Below are 26,597 nucleotides of genomic sequence, written 5' to 3' on the forward strand. Positions count from 1 at the left end.
TATTACGGTCTGATTTATAGAGGTGTGAGATGAAGAAAAAGATAAAATACGTATTGGTTATTCTAAGTGTAACTGTTTTACTCCTTATGGGTATAACGGTTTTTCTTATTGAAAAAATGAGATCTGCTTTTAACGACGAAAAAGTTGTTAGCGAATTAATCGATATTGGAATACACCCTTCTACAGCTTACATTCCATTTGGAGAATATCAAATTCACACCAAAGCAATTGGAGACCCTTCGGCACCAAAAGTACTTTTTATACATGGCTCGCCCGGATATTGGTTCGATTTTAAGAAGATTTTTTCTGACAGCCTGTTAGTTAAGAACTTCCAATTAATTGCATTCGATCGAGCAGGATTTGGTAAAACCACGGTTCCAGCCATGAAAAACCTTGCCAATCAGGCCAGAATTACCAATAAGGTTTTGGAACATTACACCAAGCCTGGAGAAAAAAGCATTGTACTGGGACACTCATTTGGAGGAGCGGTATTGGAACAGTTCCTACTCGACTTCCCTGAGAAAGTAAGACATGCAATTTATGTTGCACCATGCCTTTCTCCTGAATATCAGGAAGCTAAATGGTATAACCTTATCGCCTCCGGCGGATTACCTCAAAGAATTATGCCACACGAATTGAAAAACAGCAATAAGGAAATGCTTTCGCTTTCTGAGTGTTTGCAAAAAAATGAAACCCAGCTTTTCAATATTGAAACACCAACAACCTACATACAAGGTAAAAAAGACATTTTGGTTCCATATCAAACATTGGATTATTATAAAAATCACCATCAAAATATTGAAGCCATATTGCTCGACGAGTTGAATCATTTTGTACCCTGGTCGAAGCCAGAATTAATTGTTGAAGCCATTTATAATGCGCATCAATTCACGAATTAGTAATTAAAAATATCATGATGAAAAATATACTTACATTAATAGGCTTAGTTCTATTTTTAAGCCACAACTTAAACGCACAAAAAGCCATGAATAAGGATCAGTACAATAAACTTACCGAAGCTGAAAAAAGAGTAATTCTGCATAAGGGAACAGAATATCCGGGAACGGGCAAATACCTTAACAATAAAGCAACAGGAGTATACACTTGCAAGCAATGTAATGCTGAGCTGTATCTTTCAACGGACAAGTTTGATTCTCATTGTGGCTGGCCAAGTTTCGATGATGAAATTGAAGGTGCGGTAAAGAGAATTCCTGATGCCGATGGAAGAAGAACAGAAATTGTATGTGCCAATTGCGATGGACACCTGGGGCATGTATTTATTGGCGAAGGCTTTACCGAAAAGAATACCAGGCATTGTGTCAATAGCATTTCGTTGAACTTTATTCCAAAGGAAGAGTTAAAAGAGAAAAAGTAAAATATTTCATACTCACGACCATAAGAGTTTTCATTGGAAAACTCTTTTTTTTATGCTTGAATATTGAGATAAAAAACATATCTTCGCGAAATGTTTGAATTTTTCACACATCAAGCACTATCGTGTATAAATTTTAACAACTTATATTCCAACTGTTTCTTATTTTGAAAAAACAGTTTAGAATGGATCATAAAAATATTGTAAGTTTACGATTAAGATTTTCTATTAACTCATTAAAACTCTTTGACTATGAATCTAAATTTTCTTGAGATTGTTTCCGCTTCTATGGTACTTTTTGCTGTGATTGATATCATCGGATCTATCCCAATAATATTGGATTTAAAGAAAAAAGGCGGACAAATTGAAGCTTTAAAGGCAACATTGGTTGCTTTAACTGTACTGATAATATTCACCTTTTTGGGAGAGAAACTGTTGGGAATATTTGGTGTAGATATCTCCAGTTTTGCCATTGCAGGTTCTATTATCCTGTTTATTATGGGTGCTGAAATGGTGATGGGAATCGAAATCATTAAATATGATGGTCCGAGTGGTGTATCTATTGTTCCTATTGCCTTTCCGTTGGTGGCAGGTGCAGGTTCATTTACCACAGTATTGGCTTTGAGGGCTGAATATGCCGTTGAGAATATTATTGCTGCAATTATTTTAAACCTTGCCTTTGTTTACCTGGTGTTAAAATCAACCAATTTCGTAGAAAGAGTTCTTGGCGATGGCGGCATTCACATCTTACGCAAGGTATTCGGAATCATCCTATTGGCAATATCTGTTAAACTATTTATGAGTAATGTTGCCATTCAAATTCATACTTTGTTTCCATTCTTAAAAGACGCTGTACAACATCCTTAATTTAACGCATTTAGTGCTATTATTTGCAGTGCTTCCGTTAACTTTGCAGAAGGTAAAACTCAATTAATTTGCATCCATAATGCATGACATTACACTGATACAAATAGTACTTTGCAGTATCGTAATTCTATCGGCAGCCTTTATTAAAGGAATGACAGGCTTTGGATTTGCGCTACTTGCTGTGCCATTTCTTTCATTGATATTCCCAATGCAAGTGCTGGTTCCTGCAATGAGTTTGTTCAACCTGATTACCAGCCTGGTGATCCTGTTTAAATTGCAGGAAAGAATTAAGGCCAAGCTGTTTATTCCCATGTTTATTGCAAGTTTAGGAGGCATTCCATTAGGTGTGTATGCCCTTAAATTTATGAGCAGCGAAAACCTCAGATTAATTACCGGCATCCTTGTCATTGTATTTTCAATTAGAATGTTAGGTAAGGTTAAATTGTCGAAGCACTTTAGAAAATACCCAATTGTTTTTGCAGGTTTTGTAAGTGGAATTTTAAGTTCATGTATTTCGGTAGGAGGTCCACCATTGGTAATTGCCATGAACAGAAAAGGCTATTCGAAAGATCGCTTCCGCGGAATTTTTGCATGGTTTAGTACATTCTCTTCTTTCTTTACCACTGCAGCCTTTGTAATGAATGGTATGATTGAAGCCGAATCGGTAAACCTTGCATTGTTTTGCTTACCGATTCTGTTCTTTGGTTCCCATTTGGGCTCTAAATTTTCTGGTAAAGTAGAGCCTGAAAAATTCCGAAAAATGGTAATTGGAATCAATATCGTTACCGGTGTTTTTATTGTTGTTTCTACCTTAATTCACCACTAGTTAGTTTTGCAAAGAGTAGAGTAATTGAATTTCCTGTGCCCAGTTTTCAGAATTTGGTGTTTCCAAAACCATTGGGATTTGATTAAACCTGGCATCATTCATCAGCCATGTAAATGCATCTAATCCGATAAAGCCCTTGCCAATTACTTCATGTCGATCTACTCTCGATCCCAGTTCCTTTTTGGAATCGTTCAGGTGCATTCCTTTGAGGTACTTAAATCCGATAATTCTTTCAAAATCGGAAAATACCTGGTCAAAACTCTTCTGTGTTGAAAGGTCATAACCTGCAGTAAATGCATGACAGGTATCAATGCACACTCCTATCCTCTCCTTGTCTTCGACGCGGTGAATAATTTCAGCAATTTGTTCGAAAGTAAAGCCAAGATTACTGCCTTGTCCTGCCGTATTTTCAATAACGGCACAAACGCCTTGTGTTTGATCCAGGCTAATATTTATCGATTCGGAAATTGTAGCCAGGCATTCATCAATGCTTACTTTCTTTAAATGACTTCCGGGGTGAAAGTTCAGGCGATTTAGGCCTAATTGTTCGCAACGTTGCAACTCGTTCAGGAAAGCATTTCTTGATTTCTCCAATGCCAATGAGTCGGGATGTCCCAAATTAATCAGGTAACTATCGTGAGGAAGAATATGGTCGGGCGCAAAACCAAACTTTTCGCAATTGGCTTTAAATTCATCGATATTCTTATGAGTAAATGGCTTGGCATTCCATTGTCTTTGATTTTTAGTAAACAATGCAAAAGCTTTGGCTCCTATTTTATTTGCATTTGCAGGTGCATTTTCAACACCTCCTGCCGTACTTACATGGGCTCCTATTAATTTCATATGGTTTTTTTTAACATTTCGCAAATTAGTACAAACAAAAAACTCACGAAATAAAATCCGTGAGTTTCTTGATATCTGTATGCTTTTTTACATTTCAAATTCTTCAACATCCACTCCGTTTACCGATCGTCTTCCTCGTTTTTGCTTATAATTGTTGATCTTATAGCTTAAATTCAGACGAAACACAGGCGAATCCATTTCGAATTGATTGAAATTGTAGAATCCATCTCCCATGTATTCCACTTCGTGTTTGAATGTACCCAACACATCGCGAACCTGGAAAGTTGCTGATAGTTTACGCTTGAAGAAATCTTTTCTTAAAGCGATTGATGTGGTCAGGAATCCTGCACGTTCTCCTTGAGCCCAATCGGTAGGTGATCGGTAATTGATATTCATTTGAAGTCGTGTACTCTTATCAAAAATAATGGTAGAGTTGTTGCGGATACTCCAGTTAAAGCTTTCGGTTGAAAAGTCCTGAGCTACAATTTCGCCCAGTGCATTTTCGGTTTCAAAGCTACCTTCTTCCTTGTAGTGATAGATATTACCAATTAAATCGTTTTTGAACCATTTGGCAAAACTTAAATTCAATGTTGCCTCGATACCCAATGAGTAATCTTTTCCAACATTGGCAACACTGCTTAACATTACATTCTCATCGTAAACGGTTCTAATTCTCTCCACTTTGTTATGAGTTACCTTATAGTACGACTCGACAGAAATAGCCTGATCTCCAAATCGTTTCATATAACCCAATTCATAAGAATCAATGTACTCCGGGTCCAAATCAGGATTTCCTTGTCGAACATTATAGGCATCGGTCCAGGTAATAAATGGTTCAAGATAATAACCTCTCGGACGGTCAATTCTTCGCGTATAACTGGCCATTAACTGGTTTCTTGATCCCAAATCCAATTGTGCATGAATGGTTGGAAAGAAATCCCACCTGTTAATCTTGAATTTTTCTGCTTCTCCACTATAATCTACCTCACGATTGGTATGTTCGGTTCTAAAACCCACCTGATATCCTAAGATACCAGCCTTATCAGCAAATGTTGCATATAAACCATGTACACTTCTGTCGTAGGTAACATCATTGCTATATTGTTCCTGGTAATCGTACAAGTTGGTTGATGTATTGTACTCGAAGCGTTTTGTATCTGCTTCGCTCGAACGAATCTGTCCCTGGTATCCAAACTCCAATTTTCTTTCCTCGCCCATCGGAAGCGTGTAATCCGAACGAATTTCAATTCGTTGTCCAGGACCTTCTTCGGTAGATCTCTGACCAGAAATCTGATTTCCTGCATCATCAAATCTTGCATTAATCGATTCCTCATCTCCACTGGTTCGACGCGAAAAGCTAACCTGGCTATACCACTGGTGGCCTTTCCCTTCGAATTTCTTTGTATAAGATAAACTTGAATTTACAAAGTTCATTTCCCTGTTCCACTGATCTCGGCTATCATAAAATACAGAAGGTTCTCCTTCGGCATATTCTTCATAATCAAGAAACGATTTGCGCTCCATATCACGGGTACCATATCTAAATGCAAATGACAACTGGTTTTTATCATTGATATCGTAATCTACCCCGGTTTTGAAACCATAACCATCGCGGTGGCGCTCGGTATCACCACTAGATAATAAGTAGTTTGTCGTCCCCTGAATTTCAGTTCTGTTTTCCGATTCCGAAGAACCTTTAAAACCTCTTCTGCTATAGTCCAAGCCAAAATTGAAGTTCCATTTCTTCTTGCGATAGTTCAACAAAAAATCGGCACTATTATTTTCGTGGCTCCCCAAATTCACATTTACCACCCCGGTTAAACCCGATTCTTTATTTTTCTTGGTAATTACATTAATAATACCAGCCGTTCCTTCTGGGTCATATTTTGCAGAAGGGTTGGTAATGATTTCTATATTTTCAATCATACTGGCAGGCATTTGTTCCAGAATATCAGCTGCATCGAGAATAGACGGTTTACCATCAACCAGGACGGTAAAGTTCGAACTTCCTCGTAAACTTACATTTCCTTCAATGTCGACAGTTACCGAAGGTACATTCTCCAATACATCAACAGCATTTCCACTGGCAGCCGTAATTTGCCTGCTTACAGGAATCACTTTCTTATCGATTTGATATTGAACCGGAATTCTTTCGGTGGTTACCGTAACCTCATCTAATGCCTCGGTTGATTGACGCAGGCTAACTGTTTTTAAGTCGATTACTTTTCGTTTTTTGTTGATTGGAATATTTCGAACTGCAGCTTTGTTGTATCCAATAAATGAGACTTCAACAAAGTAACTTCCAGGTTTTAACTTTTTTAATTCGAAAGCACCCTTTGCATCGGTTATGGTTCCGTCTATTAAGGTTGAATCTGCCATGGTGTACACCGATACGGTTGCGTATTCAACTGGTGCTTCCAATGCCTGATCTTTTACAACTCCTTTAATAACTCCCCCCTGAAGTTCGGGTTTTACAACAGGTTCAACTGCTTTCGCAAAAATTGCCAGGCACAAAAAGCCAAGCAATAGTGTTAGTTTATTCATTTCTTAGTAGGTTAAATTTTTCTTTTGCCAAGCTAAACTTACAATTACTCCATCGATAAATATGTAATAATGTATCATTTTAGATATTTATTAACATTTACCCGATGAAACTGTAGTCTGTTTCGACTTAATGTCGAAGTATAGACACTCAAAGCGCAGAAAGGTTTAATCCCTCTTTTGAATATTAACAATTTTTTAAGAAATCAGTTCGGATTTTTCCGAACGCCGGAAGAAATATTAACGATCATTCCATTGTTTAATGGCTTCCAGACCTTGTTCTTTTCCCAAAAGATAATCTTTGTTCAGGATATCAATATCAGTCGTAAATCGCTTGGTAGCAAACGAATCGGCAGGACATACATCAATCATCTCAACTCCATTGGGAGGATGATGAATTAAATGGATACTTTGATTGTAAATTTCTGGTCGATTTTGAATTGCTTTTGCCAAGCCTGGGTGTTTTCTGAATAAAAATCGCGACAGTTTATTTTCATTCCCATTTTTCATCCTGTAATCCGATTTACGAGAACGGATTACCATAATTTTGTTGGCACCTTTATCCAGTGCGCGTTGCACCGGAATTGGCGCAGAAACGCCACCATCGGCTACAATATCGTCATCTATTTTCAGAAAGTTTCTGTAGAACAATGGCACAGAGCAACTGGCCTTCATCACATCGCTTAAATTTTCAGGATTCGCTTTTATAAATTTAGAGTTCCCATCCTTATTTAATGTGATTCCAATTTCGAAATCCACATTCTTCGAAAAAAGTACATCGGTATTTATGGGCAATTCTCTTCCTGTAATCTCCCACGACCAATCCAAATCCATTAAATGACCACCTTTCAGGAATTTTTTCCAACTGATATATTCTGGTCGCAAGGAGTAATCGGTAAAAACTTTATAGTTCCTCCCTTTCTGGTTTGCCAAATAGGCAGCTGCATTAATCGATCCGGCAGATACACCAATTACCATATCAAAAGGAAGAAAAGCTTGTTCCATAAAAGCATCGAGTACACCAGCTGCAAAAATGCCACGCATGGCTCCTCCTTCAACTACCAATGCTGTTTTGCCTTCTCGCTTTTGCATGTTACAACTGGTTTAATTTCTTACGAATTAGCTGTTCCGCTTCATTGGTAATTTCGATGGCCGATTTTCCTTCTGTTTCGATAGGATCAAGTATACTGTATTTCACTTTCTGCCCAATACATAAAGGAAACATTCCTCTTTTTTCGATTTTGTAATTCCCTTCAACAGCAAAAGGAACAATTAAGGCATTTGGGGCAGCTTTCAGAAGGGTTTCGATTCCCCCCGATTTAAACTTTTTCATTTTACCGGTTTTACTTCTTGTTCCCTCCGGAAAAATACAAGCTGCGTAATTATTTTTAGCAATCAGTTGTCCAAGTTTATAGATTTCAGGAATGGCCTGCGCCCTGTTTTTTCTATCGATTAAAGCGGCGCCACTGTGTCGTAAATTATAGGAAACACTGGGTATGTTTTTGGCCAGCTCTTTCTTCGAAATAAACTTTGGATGGTATTTGCGAAACAACCACACAATGGGCGGAATATCGTAAGTTCCCTGGTGATTAGAAACAATAATTAAAGGTCGATCTTTTGGGAAATTAGCCTTTCCTTCGTAGGTAATTCGAACCGCAAGAATACCAACCAAACGCATCAAAAGAAAATTCAGTACATCAACTGAATTTTTGTGTGCCCTGTATCCAAATACTTTTAGGCAAATGACCTGAATAGGGTGAAAAATTACCAGTAAAAGAAAGAATAAAATGTAAAATAATGTGGTTAAGAAATATGATAAAATTTTGGTCATTGTTCTTTGTTGATTTAAATTCACCACAAAAGAACAAAAATTTCATTTATTGGTAAAGAATGAAGAAGATTTTCTAATTCAAGTATCGCATCAAATCGGAAAAATACAATCATAAAGACCACAGCAGGCATGAGTGAAACAAGGTCCTCCAATCTATGTTCCGTCAAATGCAAGCTGTGGTCTGTTCTTTTTATAACAATTCGAAACGAAGTTGAACCGTATATTCCAACTTAATTTTCTGAAGGTCAAGATTAGGAGTTTTCATAGCTCCCATGCTGGCTGCTCCTCTTATTCTAATTGCTGAATTGGAATAATCATTTCGAAAATGCGAAGCATTCTCGTTAATATAAATGGCTTTACCTACCTCTTGTCCAATGGCCTCCGTTAATGCTACAGCTTTTTCCTTACCTGCTTTTATGGCATTAACTTTTACCTGTTTACGATATTTCTCGATCTCTGAATGATCCATTCGTACAATGCTCACATTTGAAATTTTGATCTTTTCCAACTCAACAAATACCTTTGCCAAGGTATTTGAATCGTGAAGCAGGAGTTCAAATATCTTCGATTTTAAAATATTGGATCTTTTGAGAAAGTGAAACTTGATATTACTGGCAAAATCGGATACCGAAAGCTGTTTTTCCAAATCGACACCAGCTTTTTCGAGAGCTTTAAACATTTTTTGTTCCAGCTGTTCGATACTCTCTTTATTCTTGGTGTCTTTCTCATCCAGTACGATATTCAGGTAAATTTCGTCAGGGGCAATTTCCATTTCAGCAACTCCTTTTACTTCGATGTAGTTTTGATCGATAAAATTCTTCTGGTTTTGCGCATTTGCATATAATGCAATCAATAAGGCAAATAGAATTACTATACTTTTTTTCATGTGTTATATTTTATTAAATATTTGAATTTTCAATAGTCCTTACATAACATATATTGTGCCATAAACACCTACTTTCCCCGCATAAAAAAACGAGATTGAAAGTTATCAATCCCGTTTTTCTTTATTCAAACTGATGTGCTAATTGGTCACAAAATCCAAATTGAGTTTATGTTTGATATGACTTATAATATCTCGATGATCACGTGTACCGTAATTTTCATCTCTCCTTTTTGAATTTCGTATTTTGATATCCCTTATTTTTTCACCGGTAGCATTGTCGATTAATTGTCCATGGAAATGTTTCATCCTGAAGTAACGAACTCCTGGGTCTTTGATATAATATTTCATTTTGAGTATGTAAACACTCTTATACTCCTTCATCTCTACTTTTAAATCCAGAGTATCCAACATGCTTATTTTCTCGGATATGTCTGCTTTACCTTTCTCATTTTCCTTCTCTTCATCTTCCTTCTTCACCACATCAACAACATCTGGTTTAGCAACTACATTGAAATACTGGGTTTTCAGTGTGAACATCAATTTTGGAATAAACTCCGACCTGTCGTAATTGGGATATTCCAATATTAATAAAGTGGATTCTTTTTTTCTCAGCTTGGTATCCTGTGCAAATGCAAAGCTTGCAGGAATACTTATTGCAAGTAGCAACAAAACCAAAACTCGTGTCGTTTTTCTTAAAGGTTTTTTCATAAGTTTGTGATTTAAGTTAATGCGAATTATTGATCATGCTGCAATGCAACATGATGGATGAAGGAATCTTTACGATATCAGTATCAATCAATACCCTTCTCTTTTTGCAATTCATATAGTTTTTGCTCTACAAGTAAGAAATATCTGCTATCATTCATTTTAAAGCAATCGACATAATTAACTATAAGGTTGGTAAACTCTTGACTTTCTTCCCAACTATGTCCACCATCGGTAGTAAATGCAATAACATCCTGATCTAATGGATAATCTGCAACTGGGCATGAAGCTTTATTCAGCAAAACAAGACCGGTGTCTTTATTGGTAAAATCGAGCAATCTTTTATAGTTGGCTTCAAGACTTGTCCAATTCAAACCTCCATCAGCTGATTGATAAGTTTTATTTCCATGAGACACAATAATATGATCATGGTCTATGATTTCAACATCCAAAAAATCCGATAAATCAGTTTCGATTACCTTCAATAAATCCCCGTCTAAATCGGTCACAATCAGTTTTCCATGTTTTCCTGATACGTAAATCTTATCCTCAAGAATCTTAAAACTAAATGTTGAATAAGTAGCGCCAAAATCATACGATTCATTGATAATATTCCAGGTATTTCCCTCATCAGTAGATTTAATCAACACAGAATGAGCATCTGAAATTCTTGATATCGCATACAAATTGTTTTCATGATCCTTTTGAATGCGATGCAGCATACCATTAATGTTCTCATAATGAATCTCAGTCCAGTTTAAGCCTCCATCTATGGTTTTAAGTAATTTTCCTTTATCGTTAGTAGACACGAAGCCAATTTCCTTGTTAAGAAAAAACATATTTTCCGGAGACCTTCTAAGTTGTAGGTTTAGATCTGACCAGGTTTTTCCACCATCTTCGGATTTAAAGACATCGGCATGGCCTCCATAGTTATTGGATCCCAAAATATAAGCTACATCTTCATTTAGAAATTGAATTTCCTTAAGCGAGCCATTCATTTCAATGGAGCTTTTTTCTTCAATGGTAAAACCTTGTGGTGCGGTCATTTCAGTTTTGTACTGGCAGTTTTCATCATGCAGATGTTCCTCTGGAGCAGGTTCTATCTCATCGTTCTGACAAGAAAAAAACAGGGGTGCTCCAAGCAATAGCATTAGTGCTTTCTTCATTTTGTTTTTATTATTTAGGTATATAAATAGGTTCTTCTTTTGTACATGTTTAATGGAATTGGCCTTATTCTGTATACATACATAATCCAATTACGAAGAAAACTACAAGTGCTTTTCACCCCACACTTCCCAAATCAGCAAAACAAACAACAATCGATCACACAAGCACCTAATTGCCTCATATCGTTACACTTTAACAAGATCTCATAGTTATATTCATCATTTTAAAAGTCTCGTATCAACATCATAATTTATAAATATGATATATTCAATTTAACAACATAAATCATGCCATAATCCACACAATATCAGACCACCAAGTCCTTTATTGTTTTTTTTCGTATCTTATGAATACAGTTATACATTCATCCACCAATAACACACGATATGAAAAAGACGATATTCTGCCTCCTATGTATCTTTTTTGTAAGTCAGACTCATGCACAAAAGCAAAATGTATCCATTGAGCTTGTGAATGGTATTAGTATTCCCAATAGCGATTTTAAAGATTTTGTTGAAGATGGTTTCAACAACGAGTTATCGATTAGTAAACATTTTTGTGATAAACTATCGATTGGGATGGGTGTAAAGCATTCCTCATTTAATGTGAGACAAGAGTTTGGACAAACACAAGGAAGCAGAAAACAATATAGAAGCCTGGGCTTTGATGTAGGGCCACAGTTTGGTTTGGGAACGGATAAACTCTCTGTAAAGCTATATGGAAGAACAGGCATCATGGTAAACAGCACGCCAGAGCTACACCAGGTTCATCCAAATTCCGATATCACAACGGACCAGTTAAAACAACAGAGCTTAACTGCACTAAGTGCAAGATTTGGTGCCAAAATAAATACGGAATTATGCAAGGGACTTGAACTTTTTATCAGCGGTGAATACCTCACTGCTTTACAAGGCGATCTTACTTACCAATCGAAAGACATATCGAAAGCCATTGGTGCCGATGGTAGGATTGATCTGGATTTGGCAAGCGAAATCCCCACAACCAATACCAAGTTTAAATTTTCGAGTATGAATGTAAACTTTGGGATCAGCATTGTTATGGGAAAAATGGGCAACCATCCTAACAGGAGAAGTTCAAATCCTTTATACCAAGGCAATCAGAACAAAGGCGAAAACCCAATGTACCAGGAAAAAGGAAACAAGAATAACAATCCTTTGTACCAGGAAACAGGGAATACAGGAAGCAATCCAATGTACGAACAAGGGATAAGTGGAGGTAGTGGTCATGTAGGACAAAGTTCTGGCACCAGGGCACAAGACTATAATTCGAGCAGAAGCAATACAACTAGCGCAATTGAATTGGAAGAAAACAAGGATGATTTTGATAAGAACAACCTGAAAGCCCAGGATTACAACTCTAGCCGCAGCAATAATTCAAGTGGAACTACCAACAATCCTAATACGGGAAATACAAAAAGCGTTCAGGCGCAAGATTACAATTCGAGCAGAAGCAATACAACTAGCGCAATTGAATTGGAAGAAAACAAGGATGATTTTGATAAGAACAACCTGAAAGCCCAGGATTACAACTCTAGCCGCAGCAATAATTCAAGTGGAATTACCAACAATCCTGAAACTGGAAATACTAAAAGTGTTCAAGCGCAGGATTACAATTCAAGTAGAAGCAATACAACCAGTGCAATTGAATTGGAAGAAAACAAGGAAGATCTCGATAAGAACAACCTGAAAGCGCAGGATTACAACTCTAGCCGCAGCAATAATTCAAGTGGAATTACCAATAATCCTGATACAGGAAATACAAATGGCGTTCAAGCGCAGGATTACAATTCCAGTAGAAGCAACACCACTGCTGCAATTGATACCAGTGATGCTATCAGGGAGTCGATGTTGGCATCGGAGAAAAGAAAAATCAAGCGAAAGCTGAGAAAAGAAGAGAGAAAGAGACTGAAAGAAGAGAAGCGAAGGCGAAAACTTCAGGCAAATGAAATTTATTAATCTTTGTTAAAACCATTACCTTCGGGATAAATTAAAGCAAAGAACATGAATCGAATAGCAAATGTCACAGTTTTGGTAAAGGATTATGATGAAGCCATTAATTTCTACACCAAAAAGTTAAATTTCAATCTTGTGGCCGACCAGGAAATTGGTGAAGATATGCGGTGGGTTCTTGTATCGCCTGGCGGAGAAAATGATGCTTCCCTCTTACTTGAAAAAGCACAAACAGAAGATCAAAAAGCACGAATTGGCAATCAGACCGGTGGTAGCGTTTTTATGATACTCCATACCGATAATTTCGAATTAGATTATCAAAATTTAATAAATAATGGCGTAAAAATTACGCGCGATCGTTCGGATGAAGTTTATGGAACAGTTTGTGTATTTTCGGACCTCTACGGTAATTTATGGGATTTGATTGAAGCAAAAAATTAATATCTGTTCCTGCGACTTTTCCAGTGCTTGATGTAATGATCTTGTGATATCAGGCCAACCGAACCTGTATAAATACCTCCACCTTGTGTGGCATCGTAAACGCGCACAAGTATGGTATTTTTTCCCTCGCTTTTTAGGAGGTTAATCGGCAAGTAATAATTTCTGATTTGTTGCCAGGAACTGGATCTTTCTTTCACAGTTTTAGGATTAAATTCTCCTGATTGCCCTACCAATACACCATTTAGGTATACCTGGTCGATATCGTCAATTTTACCCAGAATCAAAACCATTCTTTCTCTTACAAACTCCTCTTCCAGCTCAAACTCTAATGCGTAACAAGCATAGCCATCATAATCTTTGTAGCCCTGGTTTTCCCAATTTCCAGGCACAACAATATCATCCCAATTGTCAATATTATTTAGATTTTCATGTGCATATGCCCCTAACTTAAATTTCCATGTTCCACTCAAATCTATATCTACAGGAATGGCTTCACGATCAACCAAAAGAGATACATCGCCATGAATAATTCCACCTTCTCCAACATCATCGTATACACGAACTGCAATGGTATTGGTTTCTTTTATTAATTCTGCCGGAACATTGTATCGGCGATAAGATTTGTAAGCTGTTGCATATTTTGGCGGAAAATTTCCTGTTTTCCCAATTCTTTTTCCATTAAAAAACACTTCATCTACATCATCGATATTTCCCAATTGCAGGTACAAAGCCTGATTTTCGGGAAGCTGTCTCTTATCGAAAGTTTTACGATACCATGCATAACCATTGTAACCATGAAAACCCTGGTTTTCCCATGCCGATGGAACATCAACCCATTCCCAGTTGGAATCATCATATTCAGGATCGGCCCACTCTTCACGATCGCCAATTGAAAATTTCCATCGTTCGTTTAGGTCCATCACCTTTTTAAAATCCTGTGCTGAACCTGCAGAAATACTTGCAATGAAAAGAATTGCAATTAAAAATAGCTTTCCGATAGGATTTGATATGTACGATTTATTCATCATTCTAAACGTGTGTTTTTCTTAATCGAACCAGTAATCTAATAGTTTTTGGAAAGAACTTCTGGTGTCTTTCAATGATTTGATGATAATTGGTTTTGCTGTATCCATGTCAACAATTCCAATTGGTCCATCATAGATTCCTCCTGGTCCGGTGTGATCTCTCACAATAATTTCAATAACATTTTCACCACCTTTATTCAGTAAGTGATCTGGAATTGTATATGCCCTTAAAATAAAATTATCAGATGCATACGAATATTTTCTGTTTTTCCTCCTCAAGTCTCTTACTGTTCCAATCTTCTCACCATTCAAATATACCTCATCAACATCGTCGATATAACCAGCAAACAGAATTTGATTTCTTGTACTTAAATGATCAGGATACACAAATCGTTTGGAATAAATGGCTCTTCCGTCTAACTGATTGTAGCCACGGGCTTCCCAAAATCCGGGCACGAAAATTTTTCCTTCACGATAGCTTACTACATTTCGGTTATTTTCGTCAACACTTCTGCTGGTTTCAAAATCCCAATGTCCGGTAAGGTCTACATTCATTTTAAACTGATCGGCATCAAATGAAATGTTAATATCACCTCCAACAATACCTCCATCATGGTAGTCGTCGAAGACCCGAATGGCAATCACATTTTCAGCTTTATGATTCAGCACCTCTCGTGGCACCGGATACATTCTTGGTATGTTATAGGCTGTTTGAGCTATTGGTCCCATATGTCCTGATGCACCAACTAATTTCCCATTTACATACACTTCATCGGCATCATCGATGTATCCAAGGTTCAAGTAGACATATTTTGCTGCCTTCGGAATTGTAATGGTAAAATTTTTTCGATACCAGGCATACCCATTGTAATTGCTATATCCGCTAGACTCCCACGATTGTGGTACAAATAGCTTATCCCACTCGGTATCGTTATAATCGGGAGATGCCCAGGCTGGGTCATCCCCGATTGTAAACTTCCAGTATCCTTTTAAATTCACCAGGGATCTAAGGTCTTTTGCAAATGCATTACCAAGCGGTGTTAGCAGTAAGAATGCAATAAGAGATATCCTTAACAAAACCAATATATTATTTCTATAATTCACCTTAAAACTTCTTTAATTTACTTTTCGTAGGTTGCAAATTTTAATCTCAAAGCCAACTCTTCGCCACTTAAAGCAGCAGTTGTTCTAATCTTTTTACTTTCCATGGTTTTACGAACTGCCTTTTTAAGCTCTTCGTCGAAACCAATCACCTTACTTACCACAACCTCGTTGTTTTCATTTACTGTGCAACGCAATACAATTAATTCCGATTCTCCTTTTCGAACGTAGTCGGTAAAACTAGTTTGGCTGGCAAGTTTCTGAATTTTTTTCAGTACAGCGCTTTTCTCTTTTTCAATCTTTTTTGTTTCAGGCGTAATTGCCATTGTTACATTAATACTTAGCAAACATGCTAAAACCAATACGATACTTTTAATATTTTTCATGACCCTAATTTTTACAGTTTATAGTTCAGTTAGAATTTTAAGAAATCGGAATCGCGCGCCTTCCGTTTTTCTAATCTTAAATTTCTATTGTAAAATTAGGGCGACTTTAGATCATAAGTGTCACCATGAAATCAGCAATTGTCACAAGTTGTCATCAATCGTGAATCGATATCAGGAGCCAAACATCAGCAAAGCATTACACACTTATTCTTCACGCTATTTATCAGCTATTTACGAGCTTATAGCCAACACCATGTACCGTTAAAATAATTTTTGCATGATTTGGGTCATCTTCTATTTTTTGTCTCAACTTTAACACAAAATTGTCAATTGTTCTCGATGTAGGCTGATATTCCATTCCCCATACCTTATCCAACAAATCATCTCTGCTCACCGTTTTATTTCTATTGTCCCATAAATAGTGTAAAATTTCTACTTCTTTGTGCGACATTTTCACTTCTTTATCTTCCACCTCACCAACATATGAATTGAAATCGATGCTTAGGCGTCCAATATGTAATTTTTCTGATTGCTTCGGAGATGAGATATCTTGTGTACGTCTTAAAACAGCACGAATTCGTGCCAACAGCTCTCTTAAGCTAAATGGTTTTGTAATGTAATCGTCGGCGCCAAGTTCCAATCCAAGTACCTTATCGATTTCCTCCCCTTTTGCGGTAAGCAGTATTATTGGCGTTTTAACTCCCTGGGCTCTTGCCTTTTTACAGATATCAAAACCTGAAATATTGGGCAACATTACATCCAGCAAAACCAAACTGTATTGGTTCTCAAGAATCTTTTTCAACCCAAGTTCACCATCATCTGCAGTATCTACCTGGTAAGATTCAAATTCCAGGTTATCTTTTAAGCCCATTAGCATACTGGGCTCGTCTTCTACAATTAAAATGGGATTCATTTGCTCTATATTTATTGTGATTTGTTATTTATTAATTGGAAAAACAAGTGTAAAACACGAGCCTTTTCCTTCCGAACTTTCCAGTTCAACCTTGGCCTGATGAGCATCCATAATATGCTTAACAATGCTTAGGCCAATGCCCGATCCTTTTGCTTTCAGGGCCAGATTACCAGTGCTTACTCTAAAGAATTTATCGAAAATAAAAGCCTGGTCTTTCCGGGCAATACCAATTCCATAATCCTTTACACTAAGGTAAACCCGATCAGCCTTAAAAGTTGTACGAATTTCTATTCTCTTCACATCTTCACTGTATTTCATAGAATTATCAATTAAATTGATAATTGCTTCGCCTACAGCCTCTTTATCGAGAATTAATTCGGGAAGATTTTGGTCCTTTTCGAATAGAATTTCAAATCCATTCTGATCGAAATGTTGCTTGTAATTCTCCAGAATGGTTTCAAGCTCCACATTTAAATTGCAAGGGGTAAAATGATATTCGCGTTTTCCCCTTTCTATTCGGCTAAAATTGAGAATTTTATTTACCATTCTCGATAATCGGTTTGCCTCGGTATTGATCACCTTATAGTACTCCATTTTCTTTTCTTCGCTGGGAATTCGTCCCATTTCAAGTGTTTCGGAATACATATTAATAAGAGCCAGCGGCGTTCTAATTTCATGCGACACATTGGAAATAAAATCTGTTTTCAACTGGTTTAATTTGATTTGCTTACGGATATTTTTAAATACAAACCATGCGCCCAGAAGTAAAATCACATCCATTACTATTAGCAGGATAATATTGGTTCTCGTTCTCTCACGAACCAGATCTTCGATGGTATTTCCTCTCATTTGAATGCCCAAATCGTATTCCGGAAACAACCAGATCTCTTTCCTTTGCCTGATATTTTTATCCTCACCAGCCTGTAAGTCGTTTGTGAATACTTCGTCGGAACTGTTTTCTCTAAACACCGAGATATAAAATCGCTCTTGTGCCACCATTTGTATTTTTGGCCCTAAGTTCTCGCGTATAAACTTATCGGTATCAACTAAAAAAAGAACTGTGTTTACCAATACAGAGTCTTTCTGAACTGCAAAGGCAAACAGGCTTCGATCCTGATAAGAATTTTGTAAAGCTTCAATTTTACGATAGCCACTCTTTACATATCTCTGTAATTGCTCAATCTTCTTCAGATTTAATGCAAAATCAAGCTCTAAGCGCTTTTTGAGAGAAACAGTGCTATCCTCAGGAATTTTTTCTTTGGTAATTAAGTTTAAATCTGTACTACTCTTTAACCCAATGGCAAGAATCGAATAATTTTTGGTAAGAATGGATTCAATATCATCGGTTTCACGTTCCAATTGATTGGCCCAGCCACTTAAAACATCTTCGGAATACTGGTTTAAAGAAAACAAGACAGATTCCAGTTGCCCAGTGTAAATAGAATCGATAACCGCTTCGTTTTTACTCAAATTACTAATTTCGTATGCCGAGAAAAACAAGGATGGCAAAACCAATATCAAGGTAAGGACAATGCCGATTTTTAGTCCAGGTTTTATCATTAGAGATGCTTTTGTTTACTCAAATATAAGCATTAATGACGACGATAAAACAGGAGATGCATTTCAACTTCAAGAAAACTAATTTCCCTTTTTAATTAACCTTTATGTTGATTTTACGTAGAACAGAGGTGATCCTATTTTTTTTACTAACGTGCCGTATTGATTTTGAGCTGAATGAGAATTTTAGAGCCTCGCTACAATGATAAAATATCTACAAGTATTTGCATCCTTTCGCATCTGTTTAACCATTATTCTAGCGCTCTTTTATTGCACAACACTTTACTCCTCTTCCACTCCAAACAAAAAGAAGGAAAGTAAAAAAATCCTGATTCTCCACTCCTATCACAAGGGTTTTAGTTGGACCGATGGAATCATGAATGGAATCAACTCAGTTTTTAACAATGAAAATGTTGAGCTTTTCGTAAATTACATGGACACCAAAAGGTGTGCTGATGAAGATTACTTTGCCCTCTTAAAACAGGTTTATCAATTAAAATATTCGCAGGTAGAGTTCGATGCCATTTTATCTTCTGATGATCATGCCTTGAATTTTTTGCTTCGTTATAAACAAGATTTATTTCCAGATATACCTCTCGTATTTTGTGGAATTAATGATTTTCATCCGGAACGAATCGAGAAGCATAAAAACATAACTGGAACGTTTGAAACCTATGATGTTTTAGGAACGATTAATCTTATTCGAAGCTTGCACCCAGAACTTACATCCATTGCTGTGATTAACGATGGAAGCATTTCCGGACAGGCATTTCAAAACAGGGTAAATCGGGCAGAACAAATTCTGAATCAGCCCATTCAAATTGAATACCTATCCAATCTTTCAAGAGATAGTTTACAAAGCCGATTAAAAGAACTGCCAAAGACTTGCGCTGTAATTTGGGGGATTTACATTCTCACACCTTCGGGAAAAACACTTACCTACCAGGAAAGTGTTAAACTTGTAAAGCAATCTACAAATCTTCCTGTTTATTGCATTTGGGATGTAGTTGGATCGGGAGTAATAGGAGGTAAAATCACCAGTCCGGTTTACCAGGGAGAAAAAGCATCGAAAATGCTTCTACAAATTTTAAATGGGAACAATGCATCAGATCTAGAAATATCAGGTAGTCCAATGGTTTATAAATTTGATGCTGCAATGCTTCAGGAACACCAGATTTCTGAAGAAATTCTTCCTGCCAATCACATCATGATAAACAAGGATGATTCAATTTATGAGCAGTACAAAGGGCTGATCTGGAGCATTGCGATTGTTATTACTGTTTTAGTCCTGATTATTTTTACCCTTTCGCATCTTCTGAAGAAAATAAGTTTAACCAGCAATAGTTTAAAAATCACAAACCAGCAATTGGCAATTGCCAAAAACAAAGCCGAAGAAAGTGATCGATTAAAAACCAGTTTTTTGGCCAATTTAAGCCACGAGATTCGTACACCTATGAATGGTATTGTAGGCTTTGCCGAATTGTTGGATTTTAAGGGAATTACACCTGAAAAGCAGCAAAAATATTTACACCTGATAAAAACAAGTAGTCAGCGAATGCTGGAGTTGATTAACAATCTTGTAGACATTTCAAAAATTGAAACAGAACAAGTAGATATTAGCAAAAGTACTACCAACCTAAATGAGGTCATGCAAAATATGCATCAGTTCTTTCTTCCAATTGCCCAAAAGAAAGGTCTGGAATTGCATTACAAAATAGATTTGCAAAATGGGCAGCACTTTGTGTATACCGACCAGACAAAACTTGAACAGATCATTTCTAACTTACTCACCAATGCCATTAAATTTACAAAGAGTGGAGAAATCTGGTTTACCTGCAGAATTTATAATTCCAATTTGAAGTTCTCTGTTATTGATACAGGGATCGGCATAGATCAAAGTATGCAAAAAGTAATTTTTGAACGATTCAGAAGAACCGAAAACAAGTCAATAAGAACAGAAGAAGGCAGCGGATTGGGTTTAGCAATATCCAAATCATTGGTAGAATTAATGGAGGGGGAAATTCACGTAAAATCGGTACCAAACCAAGGTTCTACTTTTGTTTTTACACTTCCGTTCGAAAAAATCTGCAAGGAGGTAGAATTCAAAACCTAAACAAAAAGCCATGACTCAAATTGAATCATGGCTTAGAATTTACTAACTCACAATAACCCGTGTTTAAATGAAACACAGTTAACTTTTTGTATCGGCAGCACACTTTACAACATCTACTTTGCCACCAAAATATTTTTCTTTAAATCGTAAGGCTACATTTACCAAAGCAATTAGAACAGGAACCTCAACCAATGGCCCAATTACCGCTGCAAAAGCAACTCCCGAATTGATACCAAACACTGCAATAGCTACCGCAATTGCCAACTCAAAATTGTTACTGGCAGCTGTAAAAGACAGGCTTGTTGTTTTTGAATAACCCGCTTTAAACTTATGTCCCATAAAGAATGAAATCAGGAACATGATTACAAAGTAAATCACCAACGGAATGGCAATACGAACCACATCAAAAGGCAACTGAACAATGTATTCACCTTTTAACGAGAACATCACAAAAATGGTAAACAACAATGCAATTAAGGTAAGGGGACTAATTTTTGGAATGAATTTCTTCTGATACCAGTCTTTCCCTTTTGCTTTAATTCCAAAGTAACGGGTAATCATACCTGCAAAAAATGGAATCCCAAGATAAATCAACACACTCTCTGCGATATCGCCCATAGTAACATCAACTTCGGATCCCTGGAGACCAAAGTACTCCGGCAATACAGTAATAAATACATATGCATAAACCGAGAAGAACAATACCTGGAAAATACTGTTGAATGCCACTAAACCTGCTGCATATTCAGGATCACCTTTGGCCAAATCATTCCAAACAATTACCATGGCAATACATCTTGCCAAACCAATTAAAATTAATCCGGTCATGTATTCGGGATAATCCTGAAGGAAAATAATGGCCAAGCCAAACATTAGTGTTGGTCCCAAAAGCCAGTTCTGTACCAGCGACAGAATCAAAATTTTACGATTCCTGAATACATCCTTCAGCTCTTCGTACTTTACTTTCGCCAAAGGCGGATACATCATGATTACCAAACCAATGGCTATTGGTACATTTGTGGTTCCTACCGACAATTTGTTCCAGAATCCCGCCATTGAAGGGAAAAAGTAACCTGCTCCTACCCCAATTGCCATTGCAGCAAAAATCCATAAGGTAAGATATCTATCCAAAAAGGATAATTTTTTATTTAATGATCCCATAATTACTAACTACTATTTGCTACCCTTAAATTATGCGTTCTTTACAATGTATTCTTCGTTGAATTTTGCGAAATCTCTTCTGATTTCGTCACGAACACGACGGAATACTTCAAAAATTTCTTCTTCAGTTCCTTCTGCATAAGCAGGATCGTCGAAACCAATATGAAGGCGAGTTCCAACAGGCCCAAGAAATGCCGGACATGCATCTTTTGCACCACCACATACCGAGATTAAGAAATCAACACCTTCTTCAAGGAACTCATCCACCATTTTTGGGCGCTGAGAACTGATGTCAATTCCAATTTCAGCCATCGCTTTTACCGCCAAAGGATGCACCTGATCTGCAATTTTGGTTCCTGCTGATACCACTTCCAATTCAGGATTGATATCTCTTAAAATTGCTTCACCCATCTGACTTCTACATGAGTTTCCTGTACACAACACTAATACTTTCATTTTTCTTAATTTTTATCATTTGTTCCGGCACAAAAACCGGGTAATTCTTAACAAGTTTTATTTTCGATTGGAGTAATTTCTTCAAACAATTCTCCAAACCCATTCTTTAGTTTCTCAATACCAGCCTTATTCAGACAATACTTCACCTTTAAACCTTCAACATCACCCTGAATGAGTCCAATGGATTTTAGTTCTTTCAGATGCTGCGAAACCGTTGTTCGGCTAAGTGGTAAATAATCTGATATATCGCCAGAAATACAGGTTGGAGTTGCTGCTAAAAACTGCAAAATTGCAATTCTTGCAGGATGAGATAATGCTTTTGCCAGCGAGGCAAGTTCCTGTTGTTTTTCTTCAAATAATTCCAGTTTCTTCATAAGTTCTCCATTTCTTATTTCTAATGTCGCAAACATACGTCATTAATTTTAAACTGCAAATATTTTTTTTAAAATTTAGATTTCCTTAACACAAAAAAGGTCCTTCTCACATCGAGAAGGACCTTTCACCCAAATTATCTTGAATTTTTATAAGCGTGACTCCAAAATTTCAGCAACATCTGCTGCTGCAACATCTGGTAACATACCTACATATCCACGATCAATAAATCTTTTAGAAATGGTATCGATGCTATCCTGACCAACACTATGGTCTCCTAAACGAGTAGCAATACCAACACTTTGGAAGAATTCTTCTGTTTTCTGAATGGCAAGCATCTTTCTCTCCTCCTCAGTTCCTTCTGTGATGTTCCATACTCTCTCAGCATATTGAAGTAATTTTTCACCACGCTCCTCTTTTAGTTTATTCAACAAACCAGGAAGAACAATAGCCAGGGTAACCGCATGATCAATACCATGGAAAGCTGTTAATTCATGGCCAATCATGTGAGTTGCCCAATCGCTTTTTACACCCATTCCAATCAAACCATTCAATGCCATGGTAGCAGCCCACATCAGGTTTGCACGGTTTTCGTAATCAGGCGTTTCAGTAGCCAATGCTTTTGGTCCTTCTTCGATTAAGGTTAACAACAAACCTTCAGAAAAACGATCCTGTACAGGAGAATTAACCGGATAGGTTAAGTACTGTTCCATTACGTGTACATATGCATCAACAATACCATTGGTAATTTGGCGCATTGGCAATGAATAAGTGGTTTCAGGATCAAGTACCGAAAATTTAGGGAACAACAATGGATTGCCAAAAGCCAGCTTTTCTTGAGTTGCTGCTTTTGTAATTACACCACCACTATTCATTTCAGAACCTGTAGCTGCTAAAGTTAATACAGCTCCCAAATCAACAGCTTTATTAATTTCGGCACGTTTTGCTAAAATATCCCACTCATCATCTCCTTCGTAGTGTACAGCAGCAGCAATAAATTTTGTTCCATCAAGAACTGAACCTCCACCAACTGGCAATAAGAAATCGATTCCTTCATTTCTAACAATTTCAACCGCTTTCATTAAGGTTTCGAAATGTGGATTTGGTTCAATACCGCCAAATTCTGTAATGCTGTAATCTTTTAAGGCATCCATTACCTGGTCGTAAACACCATTCTTTTTAATGCTACCACCACCATAGGTCATTAAAATTTTAGCTCCTTTCGGGATATGTTTTCCCAATTCAGCTATTTTACCTTTTCCAAAAAGGATTTTTACCGGATTATAAAAATCGAAATTTTCCATTTTATCTAGTTTAAATATTTAGTATTCTATTTTTTCTTATTAAATGCTTTTAGCAGTTCTTTTGCCATTAATAAATCAGATGCAGGATTTTGGCCTGTAATTAATCTTCCATCTACCACAACATATTCCTGCCAATTGGCTTTGCAGGAGTATTTTGCACCACGCTCTTTCAAAGCTGTTTCCAGTAAAAATGGCACTTTTTCATCTGTGCCTATGGCCACTTCTTCCTGGTTGCTAAAAGATGTAAGCTGCTTTCCACTTATCAGGTAAGAATTATCTTTAAGCTTTACATTTAAAAGCCCTGCACCACCATGGCAAACGGCACATACAAAGCCATTATTTTCATAAATTTCAGCAGCAATTTCCGCAATTTCTTTGTTCAAAGGCAAATCGTACATTACCCCATGTCCACCCGGAAAATAGATGGCATCGTATTTTCCTGCATCAATATCAATTGGGCGATAGGTATTCAGAAACTTTTTGCTAGCCTCTTTATCTTTAAAAAAACATTTTACTTTCGGATCATCTAAATCCAATTGCTTCACGGGAACTTCTCCGCCATTAGGCGATACAAAATCAATTTCAATTCCATTTTTAATAAAATGATAATAAGGAATTGCGACTTCGAGAACATAGCATCCCGATTCCCATCCGTTTTCGTCTTTAAAGTGACTTGTTACTGCAAATAATACTCTGGCCATGCTTACTGATTTATTTTGAGACAAAAATAAGTGCTCTTTTTGTATTAGAAAAGTTATTCTTTTTATACTTTTATATAAATTTATTTATAGATATATGGTGAACTTAGAGTGGTACCGCACTTTTAAAGCAATTTACGAACGCGGAACCTTAACCGGAGCAGCAGAAACTTTATTGATAACACAACCAGGTGTGAGTCAGCAACTCACAGCACTGGAAACCTATATGGGTGTTAAATTATTTGAGCGCAAACCGCGAAAAATGCTTCCAACACCCCATGGTATGCAGCTATACAACCAGATTGAAGAAGCCATTCAACAACTCGAAAAAACAGAAGAAAATTTTAAGCGGAAAACATTAATCAACCGCCCAACAGCAAAAGTGGGAATGTCCATAGAAATGTTTAATCATGCCTTTGCCTATATTCTGGATGAGCTGGAAATGAATGTTGAGTTTACTTTTGCGGAATACGAGGAGCTGCAATCCAAATTATTCGATAAAAAACTCGATCTCATTATAACCACTCTACAACACAATTATCAGCATGTTGAATACAAGCATTTTTGTAAAGAGGCATTATTACTGGTTTGCAGTAAAGAGCTTGATACCATCCCTTTCAATCGCTATATCTACGAAAAGAAATTAAATGAGGCTGAAAAGTGGTTGAGCCAGCAAAACTGGTATTCCTATACGCACAAAATGGAAACCATTAAGTCGTTTTGGAACCATAATTTTAAAAAGAAACCCTATTTTAAACCTCGCTATGTAATTCCGAATTTAAGCGGTATGCTGCAAGCCATTCAATTGAATAAAGGAGTGTGCTTATTGCCCCTGAGTTTGTGCCAGGAGTTACTGGATAAAAATGAAATTAAGGAGTTGTGGCAAGGTGTTCAAACAACCTACTACGATAAATATTTTGCCTACCACACTCAAAGTAAAAATCTTACACAAGTAGAAGAAATTATTCAAATTATAGTGAATCAATCAGTATGTAATTAAATCAATATCAAATGAAAAAAATATACCATTTAAGTACTTGTACAACTTGTCAGAGAATTATAAAGGAACTTCAAATCGGTTCTGAGTTTGAAATGCAGGATATCAAAACGGATAAAATTGATAAAGTCCAGATCGAAGAAATGAAACAACTTTCAGGATCATACGAATCCTTATTCAGCAGAAGAGCCATGAAATACAAAGAACTTGGTTTAAAAGATAAGGTACTAGGTGAGGAGGATTATAAAGAATACATTCTTCAGGAATACACATTCCTAAAAAGACCAGTTCTTTTGATTGATGGTGAAATATTTATAGGCAATGCTAAAAAAACAGTTGAGAATGCCAGAAAAGCATTGGGCAAATAAGGAATTCTGAAGTACATGCATTTTGTATTTTTCTGATTAAGTGATAACTTATGCAATGTATCAATTCATTTTTGTGGATTGATAGATCAATTATGAAGTTCTATTAGAAACCTTAAAACTTTTACTTATGCCATATTTAAAAGTTCAGACCAATGAAAGTTTCTCTAATAAGAAACAACAAAGCTTTTTAAAAGAGTGCTCCGCCTTAATCTCTTTTGAGCTGGGAAAACCTGAAAAATATGTAATGACCGCTTTCGAACCAAAAATTGAAATGACCCTAAGTGGATCGGCAGAACCAGCCATGTTTTTACAATTAAAAAGCATTGGTTTGCCCGACACAAAAACCAAAGATTTATCGAACAAATTTGCAAGTCTTGTAGAAGAGCAACTAAAAATTCCAAAAGATCGGGTTTACGTTGAATTCATGGATGTACCCAGAGGTTTTTGGGGTTGGAACGGAATTTTATTCTAGGCATTTTTGACATCACGAAAGTGCAAAAATAAATTTTCAGTTAATTTTTTAACAATTAGATAAATTTTTATTGTTTTTATAAATTTTTTATACAACTTTACATCCGAAATTAAAATTGTAAGCACAGATGACATTAACATTGAAATACAAGAAACAGAATAAACGCAATAAACAGTTGTTGTTTGGATGAGATTGTAGAATAATGTAATGCTTAAAACATAAGGC

At 36.6% G+C, this 26,597-nt stretch carries 27 protein-coding genes; 10 read left to right on the forward strand and 17 right to left on the reverse strand.

Annotated features, from left to right (window positions below):
- The first annotated feature begins 29 nt into the window (after positions 1–29).
- From ELS83_RS09015 to ELS83_RS09030, 4 genes are all read left to right on the forward strand, one after another.
- Entirely contained in the window at positions 30–899 is an 870-nt protein-coding gene (locus ELS83_RS09015; RefSeq protein WP_171595221.1) for an alpha/beta fold hydrolase, read from the forward strand.
- A gap of 17 nt (positions 900–916) precedes the next feature.
- Entirely contained in the window at positions 917–1,375 is a 459-nt protein-coding gene (locus ELS83_RS09020; protein WP_171595222.1) for a methionine-R-sulfoxide reductase, read from the forward strand.
- Between the two features lie 249 nt (positions 1,376–1,624).
- Positions 1,625–2,239 carry a MarC family protein gene (locus ELS83_RS09025; protein WP_171595223.1) on the forward strand — a complete coding sequence of 205 codons (615 nt, stop codon included), beginning with the start codon at positions 1,625–1,627 and terminating at the stop codon, positions 2,237–2,239.
- 79 nt (positions 2,240–2,318) lie between these two features.
- Positions 2,319–3,065, forward strand: a complete 747-nt coding sequence (locus ELS83_RS09030) for a sulfite exporter TauE/SafE family protein (protein ID WP_171595224.1) — start codon at positions 2,319–2,321, stop codon at positions 3,063–3,065.
- Here ELS83_RS09030 and nfo read toward each other — a convergent pair whose 3' ends face one another.
- From nfo to ELS83_RS09065, 7 genes are all read right to left on the reverse strand, one after another.
- The gene (nfo, locus tag ELS83_RS09035; RefSeq protein WP_171595225.1) at positions 3,066–3,908 is read right to left on the reverse strand and encodes a deoxyribonuclease IV; all 843 of its coding nucleotides are present in this window, start codon (positions 3,906–3,908) and stop codon (positions 3,066–3,068) included.
- 87 nt (positions 3,909–3,995) lie between these two features.
- Positions 3,996–6,452, reverse strand: coding sequence for a TonB-dependent receptor (locus ELS83_RS09040; protein WP_171595226.1), 2,457 nt, complete (start codon positions 6,450–6,452; stop codon positions 3,996–3,998).
- Between the two features lie 237 nt (positions 6,453–6,689).
- Positions 6,690–7,541 (reverse strand): patatin-like phospholipase family protein, encoded by an 852-nt coding sequence (locus ELS83_RS09045; RefSeq protein ID WP_171595227.1) that lies wholly within the window; start codon positions 7,539–7,541, stop codon positions 6,690–6,692.
- 1 nt (position 7,542) lies between these two features.
- A complete protein-coding gene (locus ELS83_RS09050; RefSeq protein ID WP_171595228.1) occupies positions 7,543–8,280 on the reverse strand; it encodes a lysophospholipid acyltransferase family protein in 738 nt (245 codons plus the stop codon).
- 190 nt (positions 8,281–8,470) lie between these two features.
- On the reverse strand, positions 8,471–9,166 hold the full coding sequence (locus tag ELS83_RS09055; protein ID WP_171595229.1) for an SIMPL domain-containing protein: 696 nt from the start codon (positions 9,164–9,166) through the stop codon (positions 8,471–8,473).
- Between the two features lie 138 nt (positions 9,167–9,304).
- Positions 9,305–9,874, reverse strand: a complete 570-nt coding sequence (locus ELS83_RS09060; RefSeq protein ID WP_171595230.1) for a hypothetical protein — start codon at positions 9,872–9,874, stop codon at positions 9,305–9,307.
- An 83-nt stretch (positions 9,875–9,957) separates the two neighbouring features.
- Positions 9,958–11,037, reverse strand: a complete 1,080-nt coding sequence (locus tag ELS83_RS09065; RefSeq protein ID WP_171595231.1) for a WD40/YVTN/BNR-like repeat-containing protein — start codon at positions 11,035–11,037, stop codon at positions 9,958–9,960.
- Between the two features lie 387 nt (positions 11,038–11,424).
- Here ELS83_RS09065 and ELS83_RS09070 point away from each other — a divergent pair, with 387 nt between their 5' ends.
- Positions 11,425–13,014, forward strand: a complete 1,590-nt coding sequence (locus ELS83_RS09070) for a hypothetical protein (RefSeq protein ID WP_171595232.1) — start codon at positions 11,425–11,427, stop codon at positions 13,012–13,014.
- Positions 13,015–13,059: 45 nt separating this feature from the next.
- Positions 13,060–13,449 carry a VOC family protein gene (locus tag ELS83_RS09075; RefSeq protein ID WP_171595233.1) on the forward strand — a complete coding sequence of 130 codons (390 nt, stop codon included), beginning with the start codon at positions 13,060–13,062 and terminating at the stop codon, positions 13,447–13,449.
- Here ELS83_RS09075 and ELS83_RS09080 read toward each other — a convergent pair.
- The 5 genes from ELS83_RS09080 to ELS83_RS09100 form a co-directional block, all read right to left on the reverse strand.
- Entirely contained in the window at positions 13,446–14,477 is a 1,032-nt protein-coding gene (locus ELS83_RS09080; RefSeq protein ID WP_171595234.1) for a beta galactosidase jelly roll domain-containing protein, read from the reverse strand. The two genes, ELS83_RS09075 and ELS83_RS09080, sit on opposite strands and share 4 nt — an antisense overlap.
- Positions 14,478–14,495: 18 nt before the next feature.
- Entirely contained in the window at positions 14,496–15,578 is a 1,083-nt protein-coding gene (locus tag ELS83_RS09085; protein WP_171595235.1) for a beta galactosidase jelly roll domain-containing protein, read from the reverse strand.
- 17 nt (positions 15,579–15,595) lie between these two features.
- Positions 15,596–15,961, reverse strand: coding sequence for a hypothetical protein (locus tag ELS83_RS09090; RefSeq protein WP_171595236.1), 366 nt, complete (start codon positions 15,959–15,961; stop codon positions 15,596–15,598).
- A gap of 223 nt (positions 15,962–16,184) precedes the next feature.
- A complete protein-coding gene (locus tag ELS83_RS09095) occupies positions 16,185–16,874 on the reverse strand; it encodes a response regulator transcription factor (RefSeq protein ID WP_171595237.1) in 690 nt (229 codons plus the stop codon).
- Between the two features lie 24 nt (positions 16,875–16,898).
- A complete protein-coding gene (locus ELS83_RS09100; protein WP_171595238.1) occupies positions 16,899–18,434 on the reverse strand; it encodes a sensor histidine kinase in 1,536 nt (511 codons plus the stop codon).
- Positions 18,435–18,633: 199 nt separating this feature from the next.
- Between ELS83_RS09100 and ELS83_RS09105 the strand changes: the two genes are divergently transcribed.
- Entirely contained in the window at positions 18,634–20,544 is a 1,911-nt protein-coding gene (locus ELS83_RS09105; RefSeq protein ID WP_171595239.1) for a sensor histidine kinase, read from the forward strand.
- Between the two features lie 78 nt (positions 20,545–20,622).
- Here the strand turns inward: ELS83_RS09105 and arsB are convergent, their stop codons facing one another.
- The 5 genes from arsB to ELS83_RS09130 all read right to left on the reverse strand — a co-directional run bounded on the left by arsB (position 20,623) and on the right by ELS83_RS09130 (position 24,538).
- Positions 20,623–21,675, reverse strand: a complete 1,053-nt coding sequence (arsB, locus tag ELS83_RS09110; protein ID WP_283242723.1) for an ACR3 family arsenite efflux transporter — start codon at positions 21,673–21,675, stop codon at positions 20,623–20,625.
- A gap of 60 nt (positions 21,676–21,735) precedes the next feature.
- Entirely contained in the window at positions 21,736–22,161 is a 426-nt protein-coding gene (locus tag ELS83_RS09115) for an arsenate reductase ArsC (protein ID WP_171595241.1), read from the reverse strand.
- Between the two features lie 47 nt (positions 22,162–22,208).
- Positions 22,209–22,571, reverse strand: coding sequence for an ArsR/SmtB family transcription factor (locus ELS83_RS09120; RefSeq protein WP_249414432.1), 363 nt, complete (start codon positions 22,569–22,571; stop codon positions 22,209–22,211).
- 111 nt (positions 22,572–22,682) lie between these two features.
- Positions 22,683–23,837: an iron-containing alcohol dehydrogenase gene (locus tag ELS83_RS09125; RefSeq protein WP_171595242.1), complete on the reverse strand. Its 1,155-nt coding sequence runs from the start codon at positions 23,835–23,837 to the stop codon at positions 22,683–22,685.
- A gap of 26 nt (positions 23,838–23,863) precedes the next feature.
- Positions 23,864–24,538, reverse strand: a complete 675-nt coding sequence (locus ELS83_RS09130; RefSeq protein WP_171595243.1) for a type 1 glutamine amidotransferase domain-containing protein — start codon at positions 24,536–24,538, stop codon at positions 23,864–23,866.
- A gap of 94 nt (positions 24,539–24,632) precedes the next feature.
- Between ELS83_RS09130 and ELS83_RS09135 the strand changes: the two genes are divergently transcribed.
- From ELS83_RS09135 to ELS83_RS09145, 3 genes are all read left to right on the forward strand, one after another.
- Positions 24,633–25,535, forward strand: coding sequence for a LysR family transcriptional regulator (locus ELS83_RS09135; RefSeq protein WP_171595244.1), 903 nt, complete (start codon positions 24,633–24,635; stop codon positions 25,533–25,535).
- Between the two features lie 11 nt (positions 25,536–25,546).
- The gene (locus tag ELS83_RS09140) at positions 25,547–25,900 is read left to right on the forward strand and encodes an arsenate reductase family protein (protein WP_171595245.1); all 354 of its coding nucleotides are present in this window, start codon (positions 25,547–25,549) and stop codon (positions 25,898–25,900) included.
- Between the two features lie 127 nt (positions 25,901–26,027).
- A complete protein-coding gene (locus tag ELS83_RS09145; protein ID WP_171595246.1) occupies positions 26,028–26,372 on the forward strand; it encodes a phenylpyruvate tautomerase MIF-related protein in 345 nt (114 codons plus the stop codon).
- The last annotated feature ends 225 nt before the right edge of the window (positions 26,373–26,597 follow it).

This window comes from Marinifilum caeruleilacunae, assembly GCF_013141825.1.
Taxonomy (GTDB): Bacteria; Bacteroidota; Bacteroidia; order Bacteroidales; family Marinifilaceae; genus Marinifilum; species Marinifilum caeruleilacunae.

Bases quoted from the DNA above. Each gene is read 5' to 3' on its own strand.
- ELS83_RS09045 (WP_171595227.1), bottom strand. From the start codon at position 7,541: ATGCAAAAGCGAGAAGGCAAAACAGCATTGGTAGTTGAAGGAGGAGCC.
- ELS83_RS09120 (WP_249414432.1), bottom strand. From the start codon at position 22,571: ATGTTTGCGACATTAGAAATAAGAAATGGAGAACTTATGAAGAAACTG.
- ELS83_RS09105 (WP_171595239.1), top strand. From the start codon at position 18,634: ATGATAAAATATCTACAAGTATTTGCATCCTTTCGCATCTGTTTAACC.
- ELS83_RS09075 (WP_171595233.1), top strand. From the start codon at position 13,060: ATGAATCGAATAGCAAATGTCACAGTTTTGGTAAAGGATTATGATGAA.
- ELS83_RS09060 (WP_171595230.1), bottom strand. From the start codon at position 9,874: ATGAAAAAACCTTTAAGAAAAACGACACGAGTTTTGGTTTTGTTGCTA.
- ELS83_RS09040 (WP_171595226.1), bottom strand. From the start codon at position 6,452: ATGAATAAACTAACACTATTGCTTGGCTTTTTGTGCCTGGCAATTTTT.
- ELS83_RS09125 (WP_171595242.1), bottom strand. From the start codon at position 23,837: ATGGAAAATTTCGATTTTTATAATCCGGTAAAAATCCTTTTTGGAAAA.
- ELS83_RS09115 (WP_171595241.1), bottom strand. From the start codon at position 22,161: ATGAAAGTATTAGTGTTGTGTACAGGAAACTCATGTAGAAGTCAGATG.
- ELS83_RS09065 (WP_171595231.1), bottom strand. From the start codon at position 11,037: ATGAAGAAAGCACTAATGCTATTGCTTGGAGCACCCCTGTTTTTTTCT.
- ELS83_RS09090 (WP_171595236.1), bottom strand. From the start codon at position 15,961: ATGAAAAATATTAAAAGTATCGTATTGGTTTTAGCATGTTTGCTAAGT.
- ELS83_RS09025 (WP_171595223.1), top strand. From the start codon at position 1,625: ATGAATCTAAATTTTCTTGAGATTGTTTCCGCTTCTATGGTACTTTTT.
- ELS83_RS09030 (WP_171595224.1), top strand. From the start codon at position 2,319: ATGCATGACATTACACTGATACAAATAGTACTTTGCAGTATCGTAATT.
- ELS83_RS09015 (WP_171595221.1), top strand. From the start codon at position 30: ATGAAGAAAAAGATAAAATACGTATTGGTTATTCTAAGTGTAACTGTT.
- ELS83_RS09095 (WP_171595237.1), bottom strand. From the start codon at position 16,874: ATGAATCCCATTTTAATTGTAGAAGACGAGCCCAGTATGCTAATGGGC.
- ELS83_RS09080 (WP_171595234.1), bottom strand. From the start codon at position 14,477: ATGATGAATAAATCGTACATATCAAATCCTATCGGAAAGCTATTTTTA.
- ELS83_RS09140 (WP_171595245.1), top strand. From the start codon at position 25,547: ATGAAAAAAATATACCATTTAAGTACTTGTACAACTTGTCAGAGAATT.
- ELS83_RS09135 (WP_171595244.1), top strand. From the start codon at position 24,633: ATGGTGAACTTAGAGTGGTACCGCACTTTTAAAGCAATTTACGAACGC.
- ELS83_RS09050 (WP_171595228.1), bottom strand. From the start codon at position 8,280: ATGACCAAAATTTTATCATATTTCTTAACCACATTATTTTACATTTTA.
- nfo (WP_171595225.1), bottom strand. From the start codon at position 3,908: ATGAAATTAATAGGAGCCCATGTAAGTACGGCAGGAGGTGTTGAAAAT.
- ELS83_RS09020 (WP_171595222.1), top strand. From the start codon at position 917: ATGAAAAATATACTTACATTAATAGGCTTAGTTCTATTTTTAAGCCAC.
- ELS83_RS09100 (WP_171595238.1), bottom strand. From the start codon at position 18,434: ATGATAAAACCTGGACTAAAAATCGGCATTGTCCTTACCTTGATATTG.
- ELS83_RS09145 (WP_171595246.1), top strand. From the start codon at position 26,028: ATGCCATATTTAAAAGTTCAGACCAATGAAAGTTTCTCTAATAAGAAA.
- ELS83_RS09130 (WP_171595243.1), bottom strand. From the start codon at position 24,538: ATGGCCAGAGTATTATTTGCAGTAACAAGTCACTTTAAAGACGAAAAC.
- ELS83_RS09070 (WP_171595232.1), top strand. From the start codon at position 11,425: ATGAAAAAGACGATATTCTGCCTCCTATGTATCTTTTTTGTAAGTCAG.
- ELS83_RS09055 (WP_171595229.1), bottom strand. From the start codon at position 9,166: ATGAAAAAAAGTATAGTAATTCTATTTGCCTTATTGATTGCATTATAT.